Source organism: Rossellomorea sp. SC111 (assembly GCF_024733565.1).
Lineage (GTDB): Bacteria > Bacillota > Bacilli > Bacillales > Bacillaceae_B > Rossellomorea.
The window spans coordinates 266,979-289,696 of the sequence record NZ_JANIOC010000001.1; the positions used below are offsets into that span (position 1 = coordinate 266,979).

Sequence of the window (22,718 nt, forward strand, 5' to 3'; positions counted from 1 at the left end):
TTAGGTGTAGTTTGCTTCACTTTCCTCCTTTTTTATTCCTTTGAACGAACTTTTCAGGAGGAGGTACTGTTCCATTTCCTGAACAAATTGATAAAGGGCGGCACGTGTTTCAAACTCTTCCCTCGTTTTCGGCAGCTCCATCTGCTCGAATTCCACTTTCATATCGTACAGTTTTTTCAAGTAAAAGAGCGCCGTATTCCCCGGGTGGATATGATCGCTCAGTTCTTCCAGGAAATCTGCGATGCGATGGCCCTGCTCGACGGTTAACGATATATTTGTCGCAATCGGCAGAATGCGCTGAAGGATTTCAAACTGTTTTTCCCTCATTTTGAAATATAAATAATATAAGTTCTCATCCCTTAAAAAATGGTTTTCCACATCTTTAAAGGCAATCGTCTTTGCCTCTTTGAGTAATTGCTCCGTTTCAGTGATTTCCCTGCCGTCCCAATTGCTGTCATTTGTCTTTAAATAGTTGATCATCTCACAGAAAACCTTATAAAAGTTCGCTTCGATTTTTTCCTGATATTGAATCATTTTTTTATCGACGCTCGGCATATACAGATTCATCAAGAGGGCAATCCCGATCCCGATCACGATGATTCCAAGCTCATTTTCAAAAAGGCCAAGGGTGACATGTCCCGCTGAGTATACATGAAGGATGATGACGGAACTTGTGACAATCCCCTCTTTGATGTTCAAGCTTACGGTGATGGGAATGAACACAAGAAGCAGCAAACCGATGACCGCCGGGTTATAGGCAAGGAATTCGAAAAATGCGGCAGAAAAAACCATGGCAATCACACACGCCAAAAAGCGGCTCCATGAAGCATTCACCGATTTCTTCTTCGTATTCTGAATGCACAGGATCGTCAATATCCCGGCTGATACGAAATTATCCAGGTGGAACCACTGGGCGATGCTGATGGCAGCCGCGGTGCCGATTCCTGTCTTAAGTGTCCGATATCCGATTCGAAACATTCATCTTTCTCCTAACTACTTCATTTTTTAGCTACTCTAGAATACCACAAACAGGGTTGAACATAAAAAGAAGGATTAACGTTTTCATCCGTTAACCCCCCATAATTATAATATTTTCTCAAGGAATCCTTTTCCCCTGTCACTTTGCGGGTTGGAGAAAAAGGCTTGAGGTTCTCCTTCTTCAATAATCTTTCCATCATCCATGAAAAGGATCCTGTCTGCCACCTCCCTTGCGAAGCCCATTTCATGGGTCACGATGATCATCGTCATCCCTGTGTGAGCAAGTGACTTCATCACGTCCAGAACCTCTTTCACCATCTCGGGATCAAGGGCTGACGTCGGTTCATCGAATAACATGACTTTCGGTTCCATGGCAAGTGCCCTCGCAATGGCCACACGCTGCTTCTGCCCTCCTGATAAACGGGTCGGGTATTCATCGCTCTTTTCTTTCAGACCGACTTTCGTCAGGAGGTCCGTCCCTAATTTCGTCGCTTCCGCTTTGCTCAGGCCCTTTACTTTCATTGGGGCATAAATCACATTTTCCAAGGCAGTCATATGAGGAAAGAGGTGAAAATGTTGAAACACCATGCCGACCTCCTGCCTTACCTTGTTGATCGATTTCCCCTTCACAATGCCTCCTTCAAAGTAAATCGATCCCGATGTAGGTTCTTCCAGGTGATTCAAACACCGCAATAAAGTGGATTTCCCTGAACCCGATGGACCGATCAATGCGACGACTTCCCCTTTCTCAACAGAGAAATCGATTCCCTTCAATACCTGAAGCTTTCCAAACGACTTGGTTATCTGTTCTCCTTTAATCATTTCCACGCAGTCTCCCTTCCAACATTTTTCCTAGCAAAGTCAGAACCATAACGAGTACATAATAGATCAGTCCTGCGAATAAAAGCGGTTCAAAGAATGAATACAAGTCACTTCCAACCATGTATGAACGTCTCATCACATCTGCAGCCCCGATAACCGTGACGATGGCGGATTCCTTGGTGAGCGTGATGAATTCGTTCATCAACGCAGGGAGGATATTTTTGATCGCCTGAGGCAGGATCACGTCTTTCATCATCAATCGGTAAGGCACTCCAAGAGCCATCGCGGCTTCCGTTTGCCCTTTATCCACTGCATTGATCCCGGCACGGATGATTTCAGAAATATAGGCAGCCGAATTAAGGGAAAAAGCGAGGATCGCTGCGTAATAAGGTTCAATCTGTGTCCCAAAAAGCTGAGGCGATCCGTAAAAGATGATCATCAGCTGAAGGACCAGCGGAGTTCCCCTGAATATGGATGTGTACAGATCCGCAAACAGGGTTAAAGGTTTGATGGAACTAATTTTACAAAGGGCAAGAAGAATACCGAATAGGAACCCGAGCACCCCTGCTAACGCGACAATTTTAAGTGTGACCTTCAATCCTTCCAAAATAAAGGGGATCGAAGGAATCAGTTGTTCAAAATCTAGTGGCATATTGATCCCCTCCAAAGTTGTAATCTGGCATGTAATAGGAAGGGCTAACCGGATTAGAGGTTAGCCCTTCATCGATCTACTGTTCTCCGTCAAACCATTTTTCAGCGAGTTTATTCAGCTCTCCACTGTCTTTAAGTTTCTTCATAGCGTCATTGAATTTACCTGTCAGTTCGCTGTCCTTTGGAAGGGCAACCGCAGAACCTGCCTCTTCTTCATTTACATTCATCGTATTTCCTTGAAGCTCGTCATTCTTGTCCAAATAACCGTTTGCCACTGTATTTTCGATAATGATGGCGTCAAAGCGTCCATTTTGAAGATCCTGGATCAGTTCAGGAATACGATCACGCGTGTCCACTTTCAGCTTGATGGATTTTGAAAGTTCTTCTGCAGCATCCTGTTGAATCGAGCCTAATTGAACTCCCACCGTTTTCCCATCCAGATCTTTCTCACTTTGAATACCGCTTTCCTTTGTCGAGATGATCATATCTTTTGCCGTGTAGTAGACATCACTGAAGTCAACATTCTTTTGTCGTTCCGGCGTTGGCGTCATGGCAGAAAGGACAAAATCCACCTGCCCCGTTTTCAGGGCAGAGATCAATCCGCTGAATTCCATATCCTTGATTTCGATTTCGTATCCCATTTCATCTGCGAGCATATTGGCAAGATCAATATCATACCCAATGATTTTGTCGCTGTTGGCCGTATCAACATATTCAAACGGTTTATAATCGGCCGACGTCCCCATGATCAGTTTCTTGGATTCCCCGGAAGCGGGCTTGTCATCTCCTGCGCCGCATGCTGCCAGAGTAGTAGAAAGGATTAATACGAATACGAGAGATAATAGCTTTTTCATTGTGATTCCTCCTGGATTATAATGTATAAATATAATATATAATGTATATTAATTACTATATTCGTATTGTAGCAGAGATCAATATTTATGCAATACCTTTTATAAATATTAATAAATGATTATATATTCTGAAAATAACAGGCTGGTTGTTCCTGGATTTGAATACACAAACGTTAGTGTTTGGTATATTTTATTCATTATATATACATGGATAGGGATACTGCTCGAATCCAAGTCTGTTGGAAACTGCTGAAAATGGATTGTTTAATCCTGAAATTGGTTTCTCGGGTAAGATTCTAATAGATAAGAAGTATTTCAATGCGGGTTTTGGAGGTCAGTACGGAGCTTTCGGGTAAGAGCGGGTTTGAATACCATGTCGATCCCTCGTCAGTGCGTCATTTCTGGAGATGATTGGGTCATTTTGAGAGTAATAGCATCATTTTTCCATTTATTGCGTCATTTCCAATAGGAATTGCACTTTTTTACAAAATAAGGAATCCTTCCAAACTCAATAATAATTCCTCTAAAAATAAAAAAACGTCAAGCCTCTCACTTTTCCAGTGAGAAACTTGACAAACTTTTATACCTCTTCACAATACTCATCAAAATACGTTTGAAGTTTGTTCACGACAGACATTGGATCATGTCCTTCAATCTCGTGTCTTTCAACCATTGTCAGGAGCTTTCCGTCTTTCAATAGGGCGAATGAAGGTGAGGATGGCGGATAACCTGTGAAATAGCTGCGTGCTTTTGCAGTCGCTTCTTTATCCTGACCCGCGAAAACCGTGACCAATTGATCCGGTCTCTTATCGAAGTGGATGGAATGGGCAGCTGCCGGACGGGCGATTCCTCCTGCGCATCCACAAACGGAATTGATCATGACCAGTGTAGTACCTTCTTTAGAAAAAGCCTGGTCCACTTCTTCTTCTGTTGTTAATTGCGTATATCCTGCCGTTTCGATTTCCTGACGGGCTTGACGGACAACGTCGTTCATTAATAAATTGAAATCTATATCCATACTTGAACTCTCCTTTAATCGCTGACTTAATCATATCCTACTAAAAACGAGTGAAGGGATATGATGTACCCTTATCATAACAATTTCAAACCATATCTTTCAATTAAAATTAACTATTCCCATCCTGTATTGCAGCTTTGTATTGTTTCAACAGTCCTTCTACCGCTTGTGAAGTTGTGTAATCCCCCGTTTTCACCCGGTCTTCCACCTCGGGAAGTGATGACTTGATGCTTTTTTGGAAGAAGAAGTCTGACAGTATTCTTTCCCTCAGCATCGTATGGAACCATTCCTGTTTCTGGATAAGCCTTCTTTCTTCGAATACACCCTGTTCTTTTGTCTGCTCTTCGAATTGTTGGACCACATCCCATAGCTCCTTCAATCCCTCATTTTTCAACGCCGAACAGGTATAAGCCTTTGAACTCCAGCCTTTTGTGGCGGGTATGAGAAAGTGAAGGATTTGATTGAGCTCCCTCCTCGTCTTTTCAGCGAGGGGCTTATTCTTTCCATCTGCTTTATTCACGAGCAACACGTCGGCAAGCTCCATGATCCCTTTTTTCATTCCCTGAAGCTCATCTCCCGCTCCAGTAATGACGAGGAGCAGGAAGAAATCCACCATTTGTCTGACCATGACTTCACTCTGACCGACCCCTACAGTCTCTATGATGATGAGGTCATACCCCGCGGCCTCGCATAAAAGGAGGGTCTCATTGGTTTTCCTGTGGACCCCGCCCAGCGTCCCTGCCGTTGGCGAAGGTCTGACAAAGGCACGTGGATTCTTGGATAGCTGCTCCATCCTTGTTTTATCCCCTAAAATGCTGCCACCAGAAATAGAGGAGCTTGGATCGATGGCAAGAACGGCTACCCTGTGCCCCTCGTTACACAACATCTCCCCGAATTGTTCGATAAACGTACTTTTCCCGGCTCCCGGCACGCCAGTGATCCCGATCCGGAAACTATTACCGGTATGGGGGAGGAGTTCTTGCAGAAGCTCCTGTCCCAACGCATAATGCTCTTCCGCATTGCTCTCTATCAATGTGATGGCTTTCGCTAAGTGACTTCGGTCACCATTCAGGACCCCGGCTTTTAAGTCACTGATTGAAACGGGATCCCTTTTCTTTTTCACAAATTTCTTCTTTCGTCCCGACTGATGCTCTGTCATTATTCAGCCACTTCCTCATAGCCGAGCACTTCATAAATTTCTTTGATCACTTTTTGTGCGGCTACAGGAATGATCGTTCCAGGGCCAAAAACGGCAGATGCCCCGTTGGATAAAAGGAAGTCATAGTCTTTCGCTGGAATCACTCCGCCGATGACGACAAGGATGTCTTCCCTTCCAAGTTTCTTCAGTTCCGCCACTAATTGAGGCAGAAGCGTTTTATGACCGGCGGCCAATGAGCTTACCCCGATGACATGAACATCGTTTTCAACGGCCTGAAGAGCTGTTTCTTCAGGCGTTTGGAACAACGGTCCGATGTCCACGTCGAATCCAAGATCGGCAAATGCCGTGCTGATTACTTTCGCACCCCTGTCATGACCGTCCTGCCCCATCTTGGCAATGAGGATGCGGGGTCTTCTTCCTTCGTTCTCCAGAAATTCTTCCGTCATCTCCTTCACGATGTTGATTTCCTGTTCATTTGAGAAATTCGAACTGTACACCCCGCTTATACTCCGGATCGTTGCTTTATGCCTTCCGGAAACTTTTTCTATCGCATCAGAGATTTCTCCTAGAGTGGCACGTGCCCTTGCCGCATCAACGGCTTTTTCAAGGAGGTTCCCATCGCCTGTTTCAGCCGTATATGTCAAAGCTTCGAGGGTTTCAGTTACTTTCTCTTCATTCCGTTCTTCTTTCAACTTCTGGATCCGTTCGATCTGCTTCTGTCTGACCACCGTATTATCGATGTCCAGTGTTTCAATCGGATCTTCCTTATCCAGACGGTATTTATTCACCCCGATGATGGATTCGTCCCCTGAATCGATCATCGCTTGTCTTCTGGCAGCAGCTTCCTCGATGCGCATCTTCGGCAAACCCGTTTCAATTGCTTTCGTCATGCCTCCTAGTTCTTCGATTTCTTCAATATGCTCCCATGCCTTTTCCATCAGCTGATGAGTCAGCGTTTCGACATAGTGGGAACCGGCCCATGGGTCGATCACTTTTGTTATGCCCGTTTCTTCTTGAAGATACAGCTGGGTATTTCGGGCGATGCGCGCTGAAAAGTCTGTCGGCAGGGCGATCGCTTCGTCAAGGGCATTCGTATGGAGCGACTGCGTATGGCCCATCGCAGCTGCATGGGCTTCAAGTAACGTGCGGATGACATTATTATAAGGATCCTGTTCCGTCAAGCTCCATCCGGATGTTTGGGAATGGGTCCTAAGCGCCATCGATTTAGGATTCCGGGGGTTGAAAGTCTTCATCATTTTCGCCCAAATCCTCCTGGCCGCCCTCATCTTGGCCACTTCCATGAAATAGTTCATGCCGATTGCCCAAAAAAATGAAAGTCTCGGTGCAAAAGAATCGATGTCGATCCCTGCCTGAAGTCCGGTCCTGACATACTCGAGACCATCCGCCAACGTATAAGCAAGCTCAATATCAGCAGGTGCCCCTGCTTCTTGCATATGATACCCTGAAATACTGATACTGTTGAATTTCGGCATATGTTTGGATGTATACTCGAAGATATCCGCAATGATGTTCATGGACGTTTCAGGTGGATAGATGTACGTATTCCTGACCATATATTCCTTTAAGATATCGTTCTGGATCGTACCGGAAAGCTTCTCCTTCGATACCCCCTGCTCTTCTGCCGTCACGATATAAAAAGCAAGGATGGGCAGAACAGCCCCGTTCATCGTCATGGAAACGGACATTTGATCAAGGGGGATCCCGTCGAACAATATCTTCATGTCCAGGATGGAATCGATGGCGACGCCGGCCTTCCCTACATCTCCTACAACCCTTGGATGATCCGAGTCATATCCGCGGTGAGTCGCCAAATCAAATGCCACCGACAACCCTTTCTGCCCCATACTTAAGTTTCTTCTATAAAAAGCATTGCTTTCTTCAGCGGTTGAAAACCCCGCGTACTGCCTGACCGTCCAAGGACGATTCACATACATCGTCGGATACGGCCCCCTTGTGTACGGAGCGAGGCCGGGTAAATCTTCACCATGAGAAATATTTTCCGAGTCTCTTTCTGTATATAAAGGTTTTATATCGATTTTTTCATTCGTTTCGTAGGGAGTGCCGGTAAGGGGATGGTCCCCCGCTGCCGCCTCATTCGAATACGGGTTGATTTGTTGCCAATCAGGCTTCCTCATTGTCTTTCCCCTCCTCCCAAATGGTTAATAGTGCATCCAGTTTTTCAAGTATGTTCTGTTTGTTGTAGATGGCCCCGTTCAATCCCTTAAGGACCCATTCACTTCTGTTTTCATCAGGAATTCTGCCCGCCAGGTCAATCACAATGGAAGAATCAACGTGATGGACGGCTTCAGTGATCATTGAGAGTTTATCAAGATATTCTTCGTCCTTTCCGCACACCACATAGTACGGATATCGGGTTTCTTCTACGAATTGGAGGATATCTTCCTTGGAGAAGCAATTTGTACTTTGATGCGTCTGAATGCCTCCCGTCGCTAAAAACCCTTTTACAAAGTCGGCACGTGGCTTATACGTTTTCAGTTCCCCTAACCCGATCAGGCCTGCAGTGAGATTACCTCCGAGTTTCTGTGCCCGCTCTCTTACTCTTTCAAAAGGAAGAGAGATCCGTTGTCCCGCTGCTGGAGAAATCGGAAGGGTCTCTTCCAGATTTGCATAGATGTTGGTCCCGATCATGGAGTTCTTCCGGGTGGCTAAGTCCTGGATGCGGGCGTCCCTTACTACTTTTATCTTCTCTTCTATCGATCCATTAGCAAGTAGGGCAAGGATCCCACCCTCCTTATCGACCTGCTGGAATTCCTTCCATGCACGTTTTCCTACTTCATCTGAAAGCCATTCCACATAATAAGAACCACCAGCAGGGTCAAGAACCTTATTCAAATGGGCTTCTTCCCCCAGGACAAGTTGAGTGTTCCTGGCAATCCTTTCAGCAAGGGGAGTCACTTCGCCGCTCACCTCATTGAAAGGGCTTACGACAAGATAATCGACCCCTGCGAGGATCGCAGAGAATGCTTCCCCTCCCGCGCGGAGAATGTTGACATAGGAATCCAGCGCCGATTTGTTGAATCGGGAGGTCTCTGCACTGATGCTGATGGACTTTACGATACTTTGTTCATTCAAGCCGTAAGAGGTTAAGACTCCCTGCCACAGTTTCTTAAATGCCCTGATTTTCGCGATTTCCATAAAGAAATGACTGCCTATTGAAAAATGGAAGTGTAAGGTTTGGGCAGCCTTCTCGATTTCCCACCCTTTATCCTGAACCGCCTCCAAATAAGCGACACCTTCACCCAGTGCATAAGCAAGCTCCTGTGTCGCACTTGCGCCATTGTTATGATAGGGAGCTGAATTCACAATCAGGGCCTTAACGCCTGACAAGTCCATAACCGACCCTTCGAGAACATTCAGCCACCGTTCCAATCTGCTTTCATCGGACCATCCTTCCTCTGATATGGGGTCGTATCCAATAACCCCTGTCATCCCCTTCCTCTCTGGAATGTCCTTCATACCATGGATGGCCATTGATGTAGCCTGATCCGTCGAAAAAACAGGAGCATCAAACCCTCCCATATCGTTCATGAATGGCACCAGGCCCTGAGCCTCGTCCAGGTCCCCAATGGAAAACGACAGACAGTTTTGCCCCCTGGACAACGCATCCCTCACGGCTGATGAGAGTTCTCCCCATGATTCCCTTTTGATTGGCTGGGCGATGTACCATTTATGAGTGCGTTCCAATTTGTCATCAATATTCGGGATATAATCTTTCACCCTATTAATTTGAGGTGCGTCCTCCGCTAAAAATAATGGTTTAAGATCAATATTTTCATATGTGCTTGTATGTAAGGAACTTATCCCCTTCCCCTTTAGCGCTTTTTCAGCAACTTCCACCCATTCTGACAGTGTATGACGACTGAATGATTGACTTTTCATATCACTAAGTTTCATAATACCCCTCTTCCGTAAACCATTTTTGTAATCGTTTACATAACTTTTCATTACGATTCTTCTAAATAAGCAAGCGTCCCCTTTGAAAATTCAAAATGTTTATACTAATACTATTTTAGTATATAAAAAAAACCGGCTTACTTCAATCTCTCAGAAGAATGAGCATAAAAAAGAAGAAGAGTTGGACGTCCCAACTCTTCTCCCCACTTTGCTTATTTTTTTGAATTGATATACAATTTTCCTTCAGCACGTTGAGTCGTAACATTTCCATAAGCATCGGAAATCTTCACTTCAATCACGGCTCCCGGCGCCTTCACATTCGAAGTAGCCGTATAGTAACCTTCATAATGACCTTCTGATGTTTCCATCATTGGAAGTTCAGTAGCGTTCGTCACTTGGGAGCGTGCATTTGTCAGAGGCATTTGAATGACAAATGTCGCATCCAATCCAGGCTCACTGTCAAATTCGATCTTGACGGATTCGCCCTTCTTCAGTTCTTTATCCTCTGCAGGAAGAAGATTTTCAATCTCAATGTCCCCAAATTTCGCGAAGACCGTTACCTTTTGTTTCTTTTTGTTTCCTGCTTTATCTTTCGCTACTACTTGGATGACATTCTCTCCTTCAGTCAGTAGAATTCGATGACTGAACTCTCCGTCCTTGACAGCAGCTTTCTCACCATTCACTTTCACCCATGCAAGATTTTCATCCGCGATGGTTCCTTGAACAGTGACCGCTTCACGATTTGTTTTCATGTCATCTTCCGGTGATGTGATGGCGAGTTCCGGCTTCACTTGATCAAGCGTTACCGTCACTGAATCCGATGGTCCCGTCATGCCCTGTTCCGTCGCTGCCTTTGCGGTTAATACATTCTCACCTTCATGAAGGGAAACATCAGCAGAGAATGTTCCATCCTCACCTGTGTCGGCTGTCGCTACTTCCTCTTCACCATTAAAGAGGTGAACGGTCGTAGTCGGGGCAGAAGTCCCTTCAACCGTAACGGAATCCTTATTCGTAAAAGATCCATCCTTCGGTGACGTTATGACAGGTGACGTCACTTCATAATTCACTGTTGCGCGAATCATGTAGTTACCCTCATCTTCCGGTGCCAGTGACCAGGCGCCGCCGACGAACTGCCAGCTCCTTGCTGCATATTCTCCATCTTCATCCGTTCCAAGGCCTGGTGCATTCGGATTTGGTACAGACTGGATGTACACCATATAGAAATCACCTTCGACCATGATGCCGTGCTCACTGAGATCCACATGCGTCCATTCACCATTACGCAATGCAGTTCCATCAAATGGACCGGCAATTTTCTTCCCTGGTGCCCCGTCTGGTCCAGAAGCGTCATAGACGGCAACCTGGAATTCAGTTCCTCCAGGTACAGGCCATTCAGTGTCCCAGAAGCGGAATAGTCCGCCTGTCACAAGTGCCGTGTCATTTCCTTCTTCAAGGGACATTTTCACGGCCCAGCCGTTACCTGCATCATAGAACGCACGTGCATTTTCTGCTGTTCCATCATCGTACCCGATCTCCCCTGGATACCCGATGAATGGTTCTAAGGATACATCGGCGGTTGTGACTTCCCCGCCTTCCACTGTGACGCTCATTTCCTTACTATAATAGTAAGGCGCAACCACTTTAAGAGTGTAGTCCCCTTCATAGGCTTCTAATTCATATTCTCCATTGGCATTTGTTTCAACTGGCTCTACTACGGCATCTTCGAGAACGAAGACCGTTGCGCCTTCAACCGGTTCTCCAGAAACTTCGTTCGTGACGGTTCCGGTAATATTCCCTTGAGGGATTTCTTCAAGGGTGAAATTGGCAGTAGATGTTTGATCGGCTTCAATTGTCACACTTTGTGTTTCAGACCTGTAACCGTATGTGGTTGCCTGCAATGTGAATTCACCTGCTGCATGAGTCATTTCATATGAACCATCTGCAGGATTTGTGTAAACGGAACGACCCGTTTCCAGTACACTTACCTCTGCTTGCAGGGGAAGAAGTACAGGAGCTGGACCTGATTTCTCCGTCTTATCATCTTTCTTCACTTCATTTTCCACTGTAATCTTAGCTGGATTTACACTTGGTTTTTTCGAGGCAGAGGATGACTTTTCATCCTTTGATTTCAGGCCAAGATTCATTTTCTTGGCTGGAAGATTTGATTCCGAGCTAAGCTTTACATCATCAAGGTACCAGCCTTGTTTCGTGACACTTCCATCGGAGGTAACGTTGAACGCAATGTATACACGTTGACCTGCATACTGACTCAGATCCACTTCTCCGTCTATCCATCCTTCAGTATTTCCGTTTACGCGCAGCGCCTGTGTCCACTCTTCACCATCAGTGGATACAAACACATGGCCGTAGTCATAGTTGCGTTCCAGTTCGTGCCACTGTTTAAATTGCAGGTAGCTCTCTCCTTCAGGTAAATCGATCGGAGGCATCTGTAGTGACATATTCGCACTATTGTCATAGGTTCCGTCTAAGTTGGTGGCATATACTTTTTCTCCTGAAGAAGCATTTCCCGGACCACTCGCCGGAACGCCCCACTCCCAGCTGTTCCCTGGACCGTACGATGTCCAACCAGTCGGATCTGCTTCAAAGTCCTGCTCATATCCAACTGTGATACCCGGTAACAGGTTTACAGTATACGTATCAGATTCGACTTCATTTCCACCGAAGTCCGTCGCAACCCACTTGTAGGTGACCTGATCTCCTGTAAGATCCTCACCCGGGATGACCGCTTCATACGTTCCTGATGTGTAGTCCCCTGATGTTCTGCCGGCTTCGACTTCTACCCATTCACCATCCTGATTTTGATAATTCAGGGTTACGTTCGTCACACTGACATTATCACTTGCTTCTGCCTGTAATGGCAGATTCATTTCTTTAAATGCTTCTTGTGGTGCGTCATGACCGATGACAGGAGCTTCCGTGTCATCACCTTCTTTTGAAACCTGTCCTTTTACTTTACCGATTCCGCTCATAACGGATGATACTGCATCAAACGCATTGACCAAGCCGTGTCCATACCCGTTATTTGGAGATTCCGGGAATGTTCCATCTGTTAATGGGACAGCGGTCGACATAAGGATTTCTTCGATTTCATCCACTGTTAAGCTTGCATCCACTTGTCGTAACAGGGCAGCGACTGCCGTTACGTGTGGACCAGCCATTGATGTCCCATTCCAGCCTCCTTCATAATTGCCACCTGGGACGGAAGAGCGGATATTCACTCCCGGTGCGGCAATTTCAGGCTTAATTTCCTCATAAGGAGATGGTCCCTGTAATGAGAAGCTTCCCAATTGATCGTTGATATCCGTTGCACCTGTTGCGAATGACTCAGGGTAGTTAGCTGGATTCGCAATCGATCCCGGTCCTCCCGGATTGAATAGCGTTGTATTTCCCGCAGAGAACTCTGGGAATATTTCTGCCGCTCTCCACGCACTTACCATATCCCGGTACCATTCATCGAGGCCGGCTCCACCACCCCATGAGTTATTGACAACATCAGGAGCCATTTCAGGATGTGGATTTCCTTCAGCATCTTTAGGTGCCAGAATCCATTCTCCCGCTTCCAGTAAATCAACATCCGTTCCACCATCCGCCGTGAAAGCTTTGACCGCGATCCACTTGGCACCTGGCGCTACACCGATCTGATTGCTGCCATCGGGTTCAGACCCGACCATTGTACCGACAGTGTGTGTTCCATGACCCTGATCGTCATATGGCGCACTCTGTCCTGCGGTTGCATCAAACCAGTTGAATTCGTTGTCGGGTGAATCAGGATTCTGAGGGTCATACCCTCTATATTTTTCTTTTAATGCCGGGTGGTCCCATTGTACCCCGGTGTCAATGGAGGCGATGACGGTTCCTGCTCCATCGATTCCCATCTCCCAGACCGCCGGTGCTCCAACCCGATCGATGTTCCACTCGATCGATGCCGGGCTTTTTGGTGCTTCTTTATCCAACACTGCTGATGAAGAGGACTTGGCCTTGGCCGGCTGGATAATCTGTCTCGTTTCATTCGGCAGGATCTTTTCCACTTCAGCAAAGGTTGAAATTTTCTCCATCACTTTCTTAGTACTTGTAACGGCCATTCCGTTTACAACATAAAAATCTTTGATTTCCTTCACTTCACCTGATTTCTTCTCTTTCGCTAAGTATTCTTTCACTCCTGCTTGAGATTCAAGGGCTTTAGCGCGAAGCTCTGAGACGACCATATTCCGTTTTAATAATTTCTTACTATTAGCAGACAGTTTCTGCTTTTTCGCTGTTTCAGCCGCCTTTTTAGCTACTGCCTCTGTGTCTACCTGATCCTTGAATTTCACTAAGTATGTGACCTGTTTCTCTTTTTTAAATTGTTCCTGTAATGTTGTTGTGATTTTTGATTGTGGACTTACTTTTGCTGACTCATTGGCTGATGTGGATGGCTTTTCTTTCGATAGAGCCGCTTGTGAGGTATTCGCCGCCCCTGCATTGAATGGAAACATTAAGGGGACGAACATGACTAAGGTGAGTACAATGGACAACCATCTTGCCTTACGCTTTCTACCTGACATCTAATTCCCTCCCAGTCTTTTTTGGATCAATTCGGTAAACCTTACACCTCCTTGAACACCTCAGATGGAAAATAGTAGGTGTTAAACCAAAGATAACCAAGATGCAATGTAAAATGTTGTAAGTTGCTGTCGAAATAAATCTGAAAATTCAGTAATTGATTGAAAAGTCACGAATCTCCTTAATTTCATAAGGATAAAGTCACGCCCTTAATATAACTTCAGGAATAATTCTGTATAATCCTCAGATTTAATAGGCTAAAAGTGGAGGTAATGCATCTATTGATAAATGAAGAATAGAAAAAATGAGTGAGAAGTTTCAGAGGTCGGGATACCTGAATGAGAAAATAGAAATACGACCTAAACAGTCATAGGAAATACTATCTAGAATATTCTTCCAGTTATAATTTTCTTGTTTTTCCCGAATATTCTCATAATAAACCTTTGTGTCATAAGTCCATTTATCTACACACATAAAAAAAACAAGGACCAACCTCCCAGGGCTGGTCCTTATCACTATTAATAGACAGATGTGTTTTCTTTGGAAGTATTTTCTAATATTTCTTTTACGCGTTGCAGGAATCTTCCGCATACCAAACCGTCAAGTACGCGGTGATCGAGTGACATACAGAGGTTCACCATATCACGAACGGCAATCATTCCATTATTCATGACGACAGGACGTTTTACGATTGATTCTACTTGGAGAATCGCGGCCTGTGGATAATTGATGATACCCATCGATTGTACCGAGCCAAATGACCCTGTGTTATTCACCGTAAATGTTCCGCCCTGCATATCTTGAGAGGTCAATTTACCGCTGCGGACTTTTCCTGCAAGCTCGGTGATCTCCCTGGCGATTCCTTTGATTGTTTTTTCGTCAGCATTCTTAATCACAGGAACATATAGTGCATCATCTGTAGCTACTGCAATGGAAAGATTGATGTCTTTCTTCTGAACGATCTTGTCCCCTGCCCACATGGAATTGATTTGCGGGTATTCTTTAAGAGCCTGGGCGACAGCTTTCACGAAAAATGCGAAGAATGTCAGATTGAATCCTTCACGCTGTTTGAATTCTGTCTTAAGTGAATTTCTATAGTCAACCAGGTTGGTTACATCCACTTCCATCATCGTCCAGGCATGAGGCGCTTCATGTTTACTGCGTACCATGTTGGAGGCAATCGCTTTGCGGATGCCTGAAACCGGAATCTCGATATCACCAGGGACTACAGGGACATTCGTTACAGGTGCTTGTTGTTTAGCTGGTTGCTCTGGTGCAGATTCTTTCACCGGCGCTTGTTGTGGAGCCTGATCTTCATTCTTAGGTGCAGGTGTATCTCCCGCTTTCGGAATTGAGCCTGATTCGATGATCTTCTTTAAATCTTTACGAGTGATCCGGCCGCCGTTTCCGGTTCCCTCAACCTGATTCAGGTCAATGTCATGCTCTTGAGACAGTTTTAATACGGCTGGCGAATACCTGGCCTTATTTCCACTATCTTTTGTTGAAGCTTTTGGTTTAACTGGAGCAGATCCTTTAACTTCTTCTTTCGGCTCCTCTTTCGGAGTTTCTTCAGCAGGGGCCGCGCCTCCACCTTCAATTTCGATGGAGCAAATGATTTCCCCGACTTCAAGTGTGTCTCCTTCTTCGGCAATTAATTCTTTAATGGTACCCGAAAAGGAAGATGGCACTTCTGCATTTACTTTATCTGTTTGAACTTCTGCAATCGGATCGTATTTATTAACGGTATCACCAGGTGACACCAACCATTTACTAATTGTACCTTCTGTAACACTTTCCCCTAGCTGAGGCATTTTCATATTTTCAATACCCAATGAGGAACCCTCCCTACTGCTTTCGCTTAATTGGTGTTGACTGTGATTAAAATTCTGCAAGTTCACGCATTGCTTTTTCTACTTTGTCCGGGTTAATCATGAAATATTTTTCCATTGTCGGTGCATACGGCATAGCCGGAACGTCCGGACCTGCAAGGCGTTTTACCGGGGCATCAAGCTCGAACAAGCAATTTTCAGCGATAATCGCAGAAACTTCACCCATGATGCTTCCTTCTTTATTGTCTTCTGTCACAAGAAGTACTTTACCTGTTTTAGACGCTGCTTCAATGATTGCCTCTTTATCTAACGGGTAAATGGTGCGTAAATCCAGGACATGTGCCTCAATTCCGTCCTGAGCAAGTTTCTCAGCCGCTTGAAGGGCAAAGTGAACACATAAGCCGTATGTGATGACAGTGATGTCTTCTCCCTCACGCTTCACGTCAGCTTTTCCAATTGGAAGCGTATAATCATCCTCAGGCACTTCTCCTTTGATCAGACGATAAGCTCGTTTATGTTCAAAGAATAATACCGGATCTTCGTCACGGATGGCCGCTTTCAATAAGCCTTTCACATCATATGGAGTCGAAGGCATCACAATTTTCAATCCGGGTTGATTGGCAAAGACGGCTTCGACGGATTGCGAGTGATAAAGCGCTCCGTGCACTCCACCACCGTAAGGAGCACGAATGACCATCGGACAGCTCCAATCATTATTCGAACGGTAACGAATTTTTGCCGCTTCAGAGATGATTTGGTTTACGGCAGGCATGATAAAATCAGCGAACTGCATTTCTGCGATTGGTCTCATACCATACATGGCAGCCCCGATTCCGACTCCGGCAATGGCTGATTCAGCAAGTGGCGTATCAATGACACGGTCCTCACCAAATTGATCATACAGACCGTGAGTCGCTTTAAATACTCCACCTTTTTTCCCTACGTCTTCACCAAGAACGAATACTTTTTCATCACGTTCCATTTCTTCTCTTATTGCCATGGTTACGGCATCAATGTATGAAATTACTGGCATGATTGAATTCCCCCTTACTTCTCTTCTGCGTAAACATACTTCATCGCTGATTCTGCTTCAGCATATGGAGCGTTTTCTGCATAATCCGTTGCTTCGTTTACAAGCTTCATAATACGATCATTGATTTCTTTCTCAATGTCATCATTCATAACGCCTGTCTCTTTCAGATAAGCGCCAAATGTGATGATCGGATCGTTCGTTTTCGCTTTTGCCACTTCATCCGGTGAGCGGTAGCTTCTGTCATCATCATCGGAGGAGTGAGGAGTCAAACGATAAGAAACCGTCTCAACAAGCGTTGGACCTTCTCCGCGACGTCCACGATCAGCGGCTTCCTTCACGGCTTTATATACTTCGATCGGATCATTTCCATCCACTGTGATTCCAGGCATTCCGTACCCGATGGCCCGGTCTGAAACTTTCTCACACGCCAATTGTTTTTCAATCGGAACCGAAATCGCATATTTATTGTTTTCACACATGAAAATAACAGGAAGTTTATGTACACCTGCAAAGTTTGCCCCTTCATGGAAATCTCCCTGGTTGGAAGACCCTTCTCCGAACGTTACAAACGTCACAACATCTTTCTTCTCCATTTTTCCGGCAAGAGCGAGACCAACGGCATGCGGCACTTGGGTCGTTACAGGTGATGAACCCGTTACGATATTATTCTTCTTTTGACCAAAGTGACCAGGCATTTGTCGACCACCTGAGTTCGGGTCTTCTGCTTTCGCAAAACCTGATAGCATTAATTCCTGTGCCGTCATTCCGAATGTCAATACAACCCCCATGTCACGATAGTACGGCAGCACGTAATCTTTTTCACGGTCCAGGGCGAATGCAGCACCAACTTGAGCCGCTTCCTGCCCCTGACATGAAATAACAAATGGGATTTTACCCGAACGGTTCAGTAACCACATGCGCTCATCGATTTTTCTGGCAAGCAGCATGGTTTCATACATTTCTAATACTTTCTCATTGGAAAGTCCTAACGCTTCATGACGATTTTCTGCCATTTTGTTTACCTCCTACATAATCTAATGTTGGAAAGATAGACAGGTTCCTACCTTTCCTGAATTGTCTTATTATGAGTGAATTGCCTTTCCATCTACAGCCAGTGCTGCTTCTCCGATTGCTTCGGATAGGGATGGATGAGGGTGAACGGTGTGGGCTATTTCCCACGGTGTTGCATCTAGTACTTTAGCGAGTCCAGCTTCAGAAATCATATCCGTAACGTGAGGACCGATCATATGAACCCCTAGGATATCTTCTGTATCTTCGTCCGCAATGATCTTCACAAAACCATCGGATTCTCCGTAAACAAGTGCCTTTCCGATAGCTCTGAAGCTGAACTTACCGACCTTAAGATTGTATCCCTTTTCCTTCGCTTCCTGCTCTGTAATCCCTACGCTTGCAACCTCAGGGTTACTGTAGATGCATTTTGAAATCAATGAATAGTCAATCGGATGAGGCTTTTCGTTTGCCATATGTTCCACTGCTGTGATCCCTTCGTGAGATGCAACATGAGCCAATTGAAGACCACCGATGACATCGCCGATGGCGTAAATATGAGATTCCTTTGTCTGGAAGAAATCATTCACCTCAATAAAGCCTTTTTCCACTTTAATATCTGTGTTCTCTATGCCAATGCCCTCAACGTTCGCTTGTCTGCCTACAGATACGAGAATCTTCTCTGCAGTAAAGGATTTTTCTTCTCCTTTATGCTCGGCATTTATTGAAACTTCTCCGTCCTCTTTTTTTAAGGATTCAGGAAGCACCTTTGCACTTGTTACGATTTTCACGCCTTTTTTCTTCATCAGGCGCTGCATTTCTTTAGAAATTTCGTGATCTTCCGTTGGAACGATTCTTTCAGCGTATTCAACAACGGTCACATCCACATCAAAGTCAGAAAGCATGGAAGCCCATTCGATTCCGATGACGCCGCCGCCAACGATGATGATCGATTTTGGAAGTGCTTCGAGTGAAAGCGCTTCATCAGAAGATAAAACATATTCACCATCAATATCAAGACCGGGCAGTGAACGTGGTCTTGAACCTGTTGCCACGATGACATTTTTCGGAATAAGCATCGCGTTATCTTCCCCATTGTTCATTTCCACGGAAATGGTTCCAGGCATCGGAGAGAAGATGGAAGGTCCGAGAATCCGTCCAAGGCCTTCAAATACATCAATTTTACCCTGTTTCATGAGATGTTGGACGCCCTTATGAAGTTGTTCGACGATTCCATCTTTTCTTTCCTGAACCTTAGGGAAATCAAGTTCCACTCCATTGATTTTCACACCGAAATTCTCACTGTGTTTCGCTGTTGCATATACTTCAGCACTGCGAAGAAGGGCTTTACTTGGAATACATCCTTTGTGCAGGCATGTCCCACCAAGCTTTCCTTTTTCAACGATTGCTGTTTTTAACCCAAGTTGAGAAGCACGGATGGCAGCAACATAACCACCTGTACCTCCCCCGAGAATGACTAAATCATATTCTTCTGCCAATCTTAAGTCCCCCTTCTATCTTATACTCTCGCTTCTGTTTTTACATTTCCCGGGTATACTTTATAGTCTTCTTCGTTCCGTAAGACTCTTAAAGCCCCTTCAGCAAGAGCTTGAAGTTCATTTTCTCCTGGTTGAATAACGACATCCGCTATCCAGTTAATCCGTTCGCTTATCGCTTTGACAAAGTCCTTGCCATACGCAAGTCCACCTGTTAACACAATGGCATCGACTTTGCCATTCAGGACCGCACTTGCTGACCCGATTTCTTTCGCAATTTGATACGCCATGGCATCATAGACGGCTTTGGCTTTTTCGTCGCCATTTTCTATCATTTTCTCTACTTTCACGGCATCATTTGTATCAAGATAACCGACCAGGCCGCCTTGCCCGACAAGTTTCTTCATGATTTCATCACGGTAATAGTCTCCTGAGAAGCAAAGGTCAACCAGATCACCAGCTGGAACGGTTCCTGCTCTTTCAGGGCTGAATGGTCCGTCTCCGTGCAGCCCATTATTCACATCCACCACTTTCCCATTCCGATGTGCCCCTACCGTGATACCGCCACCCATATGCGTGATGATCAAATTAAGGTCTTCATATTTCTTCCCGATTTGCTTCGCCACTCTTCTTGCCACTGCTTTCTGATTCAACGCATGGAAAATACTCTTTCTTTCAATGAGTGAGAATCCTGAAACTCTGGCAAGGGGCTGCAGCTCGTCCACGACAACGGGATCGACGATATAAGATGGGATATTCAGCCCTGAGGCAATTTCAAATGCCAGGATCCCCCCAAGATTGGATGCATGCTGCCCTGAAAACCCTTCTTTCAGATCCTTCAGCATGTCATCATTCACTAAATAGGTGCCACCTTCTATCGGTCTTAGGAGCCCCCCGCGGCCGCATACGGCACTCAGCTTTGAAATATTGATCCCTTCTTCATCCAATGTCTGAAGAATGGTGTTCTTCCTGAATTCATATTGATCGATAATCGTTGCAAATTCATTAATCTTCTCTGATTCATGACGGATCGTCTTTTCAAATATAGAGCGATCATCATCAAAGACACCAATTTTGGTTGATGTCGATCCAGGATTAATGACAAGTATTCGATGTTTATTTTCCTGCACTGTTGTTACCTCCATTTGGGCAGCTGTATTGTAATGTTTGCATGAAAGAATTTCCCCCTATGATAGATAACCCCTTACTCTGTTCGATGTTTCCCTTAACCGGGAAGAAACGCTTCACTTTTTCACAAAGCAAAGCGTTCTTTTTTCTATTTATCCACGTCTGCTTAGAATATGGTGTCCATTTTGAAGGAACTGACTTCTTGAACGGTGCATTTTTTCGATGCGCTCTTCTGCCATACGGTCAGCAGCAACGTATGTTGGGACATTATCCCGTTTAGCGATTTCGATCACGCGTTCTACGTTGTTATATACCTGCTCCACTTTCTTCATCGCTCTTTCGCTGTTATAGCCGTATAATTCGTCAGCTACGTTGATGACTCCACCTGCGTTGATCACGTAGTCAGGAGCATAAACGATACCCATCTCATGGATAGCATCACCGTGACGAGTTTCTTTCAACTGGTTATTTGCAGCTCCAGCAATGACTTTCGCCTTAAGCTGTGGAATCGTTTCATCATTGATGATCGCACCAAGTGCACATGGTGCAAAGATGTCACAATCCACTCCGTAGATATCATTGATGTCCACTGCTTTCGCACCAAATTCATCAACGGCACGTTGAACGGCTTCTTTGTTGATATCAGTCACGATCAGGTTTGCTCCTTCTTCGTGAAGGTGGCGGCACATGTTGTACGCAACATTTCCGATCCCCTGAACAGCGATTGTTTTCCCTTCCAGTGAATCTGTACCGAACGCTTCTTTCGCTGCCGCTTTGATTCCACGATATACTCCATAAGCAGTCACAGGAGAAGGGTTACCGGATGAACCGAACGCGGGTGAAATCCCTGTTACATAATCTGTTTCTTCGTGGATCAAGTCCATATCGGCAACCGTCGTACCAACATCTTCCGCAGTGATATAGCGGCCATTTAAACCTTGGATATAACGACCGAAGGCACGGAACATTTCTTCGTTCTTATCTTTACGGGGGTCACCGATGATAACCGTCTTCCCTCCACCAAGATTCAGACCGGCAGCTGCATTCTTATAGGTCATCCCTTTGGCAAGGCGCAGTGCATCTTCAATTGCCGCTTCTTCCGATTCGTACGTCCACATACGGGTCCCGCCAAGGGCAGGTCCAAGTGTCGTATCGTGAATGGCGATGATTGCTTTTAATCCTGAAGCTTCGTCTTGACAGAATACCAATTGCTCATAGTCATATTGTTCCATATAGCTGAAAATTTTCATTATTATTTCCCCCTGTAGGTTTATATTTTTAGGAATTGATGATTATTTATTAGAAGCAGAGCATATAGCCAGTGCCAATGAATATAATTTACTTTCTGCGCTGTCTGCTCTGGATGTTAAAACGATTGGTGCTTTTGCTCCGGCTATGACTGCCCCTACTTTTGCCTTGGCAAAATAGATCAAGGATTTGTACAGGGCATTTCCTGTTTCGATCGTCGGCACGAGCAGGATATCCGCTTGTCCCGCAACCTCACTTTCGATTCCTTTATGTTCTGCTGCATGGTGGGAAACGGCATTATCAAGTGCCAGTGGGCCATCGACGGTGCAATCTCGAATCTGCCCCCGCTGATTCATCATGGTGAGTGAAGCCGCATCGACTGTAGCCGGCATCGCTGGATTCACCACTTCCACGGCGGCAATAGGAGCTACTTTCGGCATTTCCACACCGATTGAACGGGCAACCCCGACGGCATTTTCGATGATTTGCGCTTTTTGCTGCAGGTCAGGAGAGATATTCATTGCTGCATCCGTAATGAAAGTAAGCCTTTCAAACCCAGCCACCTCAAATGCTGCAACATGTGATAAAACATTCCCTGTACGAAGTCCCCATTCTTTATTCAAGACTGCTTTCAAGATGACAGCAGTAGGGATGTTCCCCTTCATAAGAGTGCCTGCTTCATTTTCCTTTACTGCTTTCACGGCAAGTTCCGCTGCTTTTTGAGGAGAGAAAGCATGCTTGATTTTTATACTGCTGTGAGAGATCAGCTGTGGGGCAACCTCATCCAAAATGGAGATGATTTCTTCTTTATCCCCAAACAGTAAAAAGTCAGCCATCTTCTTTTCAACTGCCATGGAAACAGCCACAAGGACTTCTTTATCTTCTGCAGCAGCGACTGCTACAGTGGAGTTTTCAATTCGGGTTGCTTTTTCCACTAAAGATTGTAGATTCATGTATGTCGTTTCAACCCCTTTTTTCTGTTATTATGTTCCCAT

16 protein-coding genes are annotated in these 22,718 nt (G+C 45.3%); all 16 read right to left on the bottom strand.

Going from position 1 to position 22,718, the window contains the following annotated elements; all coding sequences use genetic code 11:
- The 16 genes from NQ095_RS01490 to yqiS all read right to left on the bottom strand — a co-directional run bounded on the left by NQ095_RS01490 (position 1) and on the right by yqiS (position 22,676).
- On the bottom strand, positions 1 to 978 hold the full coding sequence (locus NQ095_RS01490) for an aromatic acid exporter family protein (protein WP_258261743.1): 978 nt from the start codon (positions 976 to 978) through the stop codon (positions 1 to 3).
- Positions 979 to 1,083: 105 nt separating this feature from the next.
- Positions 1,084 to 1,800, bottom strand: coding sequence for an amino acid ABC transporter ATP-binding protein (locus tag NQ095_RS01495; protein ID WP_258261744.1), 717 nt, complete (start codon positions 1,798 to 1,800; stop codon positions 1,084 to 1,086).
- Positions 1,793 to 2,452 (bottom strand): amino acid ABC transporter permease, encoded by a 660-nt coding sequence (locus NQ095_RS01500; RefSeq protein ID WP_258261745.1) that lies wholly within the window; start codon positions 2,450 to 2,452, stop codon positions 1,793 to 1,795. Before NQ095_RS01500 ends, NQ095_RS01495 begins: the two co-directional genes overlap by 8 nt.
- Positions 2,453 to 2,528: 76 nt before the next feature.
- A complete protein-coding gene (locus tag NQ095_RS01505) occupies positions 2,529 to 3,305 on the bottom strand; it encodes a transporter substrate-binding domain-containing protein (RefSeq protein WP_258261746.1) in 777 nt (258 codons plus the stop codon).
- Positions 3,306 to 3,885: 580 nt separating this feature from the next.
- Positions 3,886 to 4,323: a BrxA/BrxB family bacilliredoxin gene (locus tag NQ095_RS01510; RefSeq protein ID WP_258261747.1), complete on the bottom strand. Its 438-nt coding sequence runs from the start codon at positions 4,321 to 4,323 to the stop codon at positions 3,886 to 3,888.
- A 109-nt stretch (positions 4,324 to 4,432) separates the two neighbouring features.
- The gene (gene meaB / locus NQ095_RS01515) at positions 4,433 to 5,482 is read right to left on the bottom strand and encodes a methylmalonyl Co-A mutase-associated GTPase MeaB (RefSeq protein ID WP_258261748.1); all 1,050 of its coding nucleotides are present in this window, start codon (positions 5,480 to 5,482) and stop codon (positions 4,433 to 4,435) included.
- On the bottom strand, positions 5,482 to 7,638 hold the full coding sequence (scpA, locus tag NQ095_RS01520; RefSeq protein WP_258261749.1) for a methylmalonyl-CoA mutase: 2,157 nt from the start codon (positions 7,636 to 7,638) through the stop codon (positions 5,482 to 5,484). Before scpA ends, meaB begins: the two co-directional genes overlap by 1 nt.
- Entirely contained in the window at positions 7,625 to 9,418 is a 1,794-nt protein-coding gene (locus NQ095_RS01525; RefSeq protein WP_258261750.1) for a methylmalonyl-CoA mutase family protein, read from the bottom strand. Before NQ095_RS01525 ends, scpA begins: the two co-directional genes overlap by 14 nt.
- A gap of 212 nt (positions 9,419 to 9,630) precedes the next feature.
- On the bottom strand, positions 9,631 to 13,983 hold the full coding sequence (locus tag NQ095_RS01530; RefSeq protein ID WP_258261751.1) for a S8 family serine peptidase: 4,353 nt from the start codon (positions 13,981 to 13,983) through the stop codon (positions 9,631 to 9,633).
- Positions 13,984 to 14,499: 516 nt separating this feature from the next.
- Entirely contained in the window at positions 14,500 to 15,813 is a 1,314-nt protein-coding gene (locus NQ095_RS01535; protein WP_258261752.1) for a dihydrolipoamide acetyltransferase family protein, read from the bottom strand.
- Positions 15,814 to 15,859: 46 nt separating this feature from the next.
- Complete coding sequence (locus NQ095_RS01540; RefSeq protein ID WP_258261753.1) at positions 15,860 to 16,843, bottom strand: alpha-ketoacid dehydrogenase subunit beta; 984 nt, start codon at positions 16,841 to 16,843, stop codon at positions 15,860 to 15,862.
- A gap of 14 nt (positions 16,844 to 16,857) precedes the next feature.
- A complete protein-coding gene (locus NQ095_RS01545; RefSeq protein WP_258261754.1) occupies positions 16,858 to 17,856 on the bottom strand; it encodes a thiamine pyrophosphate-dependent dehydrogenase E1 component subunit alpha in 999 nt (332 codons plus the stop codon).
- Between the two features lie 69 nt (positions 17,857 to 17,925).
- The gene (gene lpdA, locus NQ095_RS01550) at positions 17,926 to 19,350 is read right to left on the bottom strand and encodes a dihydrolipoyl dehydrogenase (RefSeq protein ID WP_258261755.1); all 1,425 of its coding nucleotides are present in this window, start codon (positions 19,348 to 19,350) and stop codon (positions 17,926 to 17,928) included.
- A 20-nt stretch (positions 19,351 to 19,370) separates the two neighbouring features.
- Positions 19,371 to 20,492 carry a butyrate kinase gene (gene buk / locus NQ095_RS01555; RefSeq protein ID WP_375162791.1) on the bottom strand — a complete coding sequence of 374 codons (1,122 nt, stop codon included), beginning with the start codon at positions 20,490 to 20,492 and terminating at the stop codon, positions 19,371 to 19,373.
- Between the two features lie 135 nt (positions 20,493 to 20,627).
- Positions 20,628 to 21,725 carry a branched-chain amino acid dehydrogenase gene (gene bcd / locus NQ095_RS01560; protein ID WP_060672231.1) on the bottom strand — a complete coding sequence of 366 codons (1,098 nt, stop codon included), beginning with the start codon at positions 21,723 to 21,725 and terminating at the stop codon, positions 20,628 to 20,630.
- A 42-nt stretch (positions 21,726 to 21,767) separates the two neighbouring features.
- Positions 21,768 to 22,676, bottom strand: coding sequence for a phosphate butyryltransferase (yqiS, locus tag NQ095_RS01565; protein WP_258261757.1), 909 nt, complete (start codon positions 22,674 to 22,676; stop codon positions 21,768 to 21,770).
- Positions 22,677 to 22,718 lie beyond the last annotated feature (42 nt).

What these genes read in the sequence shown, in the direction of transcription:
- buk (WP_375162791.1), bottom strand. Translation starts at nt 20,492, where the DNA reads ATGGAGGTAACAACAGTGCAGGAAAATAAACATCGAATACTTGTCATT.
- NQ095_RS01540 (WP_258261753.1), bottom strand. Translation starts at nt 16,843, where the DNA reads ATGCCAGTAATTTCATACATTGATGCCGTAACCATGGCAATAAGAGAA.
- yqiS (WP_258261757.1), bottom strand. Translation starts at nt 22,676, where the DNA reads ATGAATCTACAATCTTTAGTGGAAAAAGCAACCCGAATTGAAAACTCC.
- meaB (WP_258261748.1), bottom strand. Translation starts at nt 5,482, where the DNA reads ATGACAGAGCATCAGTCGGGACGAAAGAAGAAATTTGTGAAAAAGAAA.
- bcd (WP_060672231.1), bottom strand. Translation starts at nt 21,725, where the DNA reads ATGAAAATTTTCAGCTATATGGAACAATATGACTATGAGCAATTGGTA.
- NQ095_RS01525 (WP_258261750.1), bottom strand. Translation starts at nt 9,418, where the DNA reads ATGAAACTTAGTGATATGAAAAGTCAATCATTCAGTCGTCATACACTG.
- NQ095_RS01505 (WP_258261746.1), bottom strand. Translation starts at nt 3,305, where the DNA reads ATGAAAAAGCTATTATCTCTCGTATTCGTATTAATCCTTTCTACTACT.
- scpA (WP_258261749.1), bottom strand. Translation starts at nt 7,638, where the DNA reads ATGAGGAAGCCTGATTGGCAACAAATCAACCCGTATTCGAATGAGGCG.
- NQ095_RS01490 (WP_258261743.1), bottom strand. Translation starts at nt 978, where the DNA reads ATGTTTCGAATCGGATATCGGACACTTAAGACAGGAATCGGCACCGCG.
- NQ095_RS01510 (WP_258261747.1), bottom strand. Translation starts at nt 4,323, where the DNA reads ATGGATATAGATTTCAATTTATTAATGAACGACGTTGTCCGTCAAGCC.
- NQ095_RS01530 (WP_258261751.1), bottom strand. Translation starts at nt 13,983, where the DNA reads ATGTCAGGTAGAAAGCGTAAGGCAAGATGGTTGTCCATTGTACTCACC.
- NQ095_RS01545 (WP_258261754.1), bottom strand. Translation starts at nt 17,856, where the DNA reads ATGGCAGAAAATCGTCATGAAGCGTTAGGACTTTCCAATGAGAAAGTA.
- NQ095_RS01500 (WP_258261745.1), bottom strand. Translation starts at nt 2,452, where the DNA reads ATGCCACTAGATTTTGAACAACTGATTCCTTCGATCCCCTTTATTTTG.
- NQ095_RS01495 (WP_258261744.1), bottom strand. Translation starts at nt 1,800, where the DNA reads ATGATTAAAGGAGAACAGATAACCAAGTCGTTTGGAAAGCTTCAGGTA.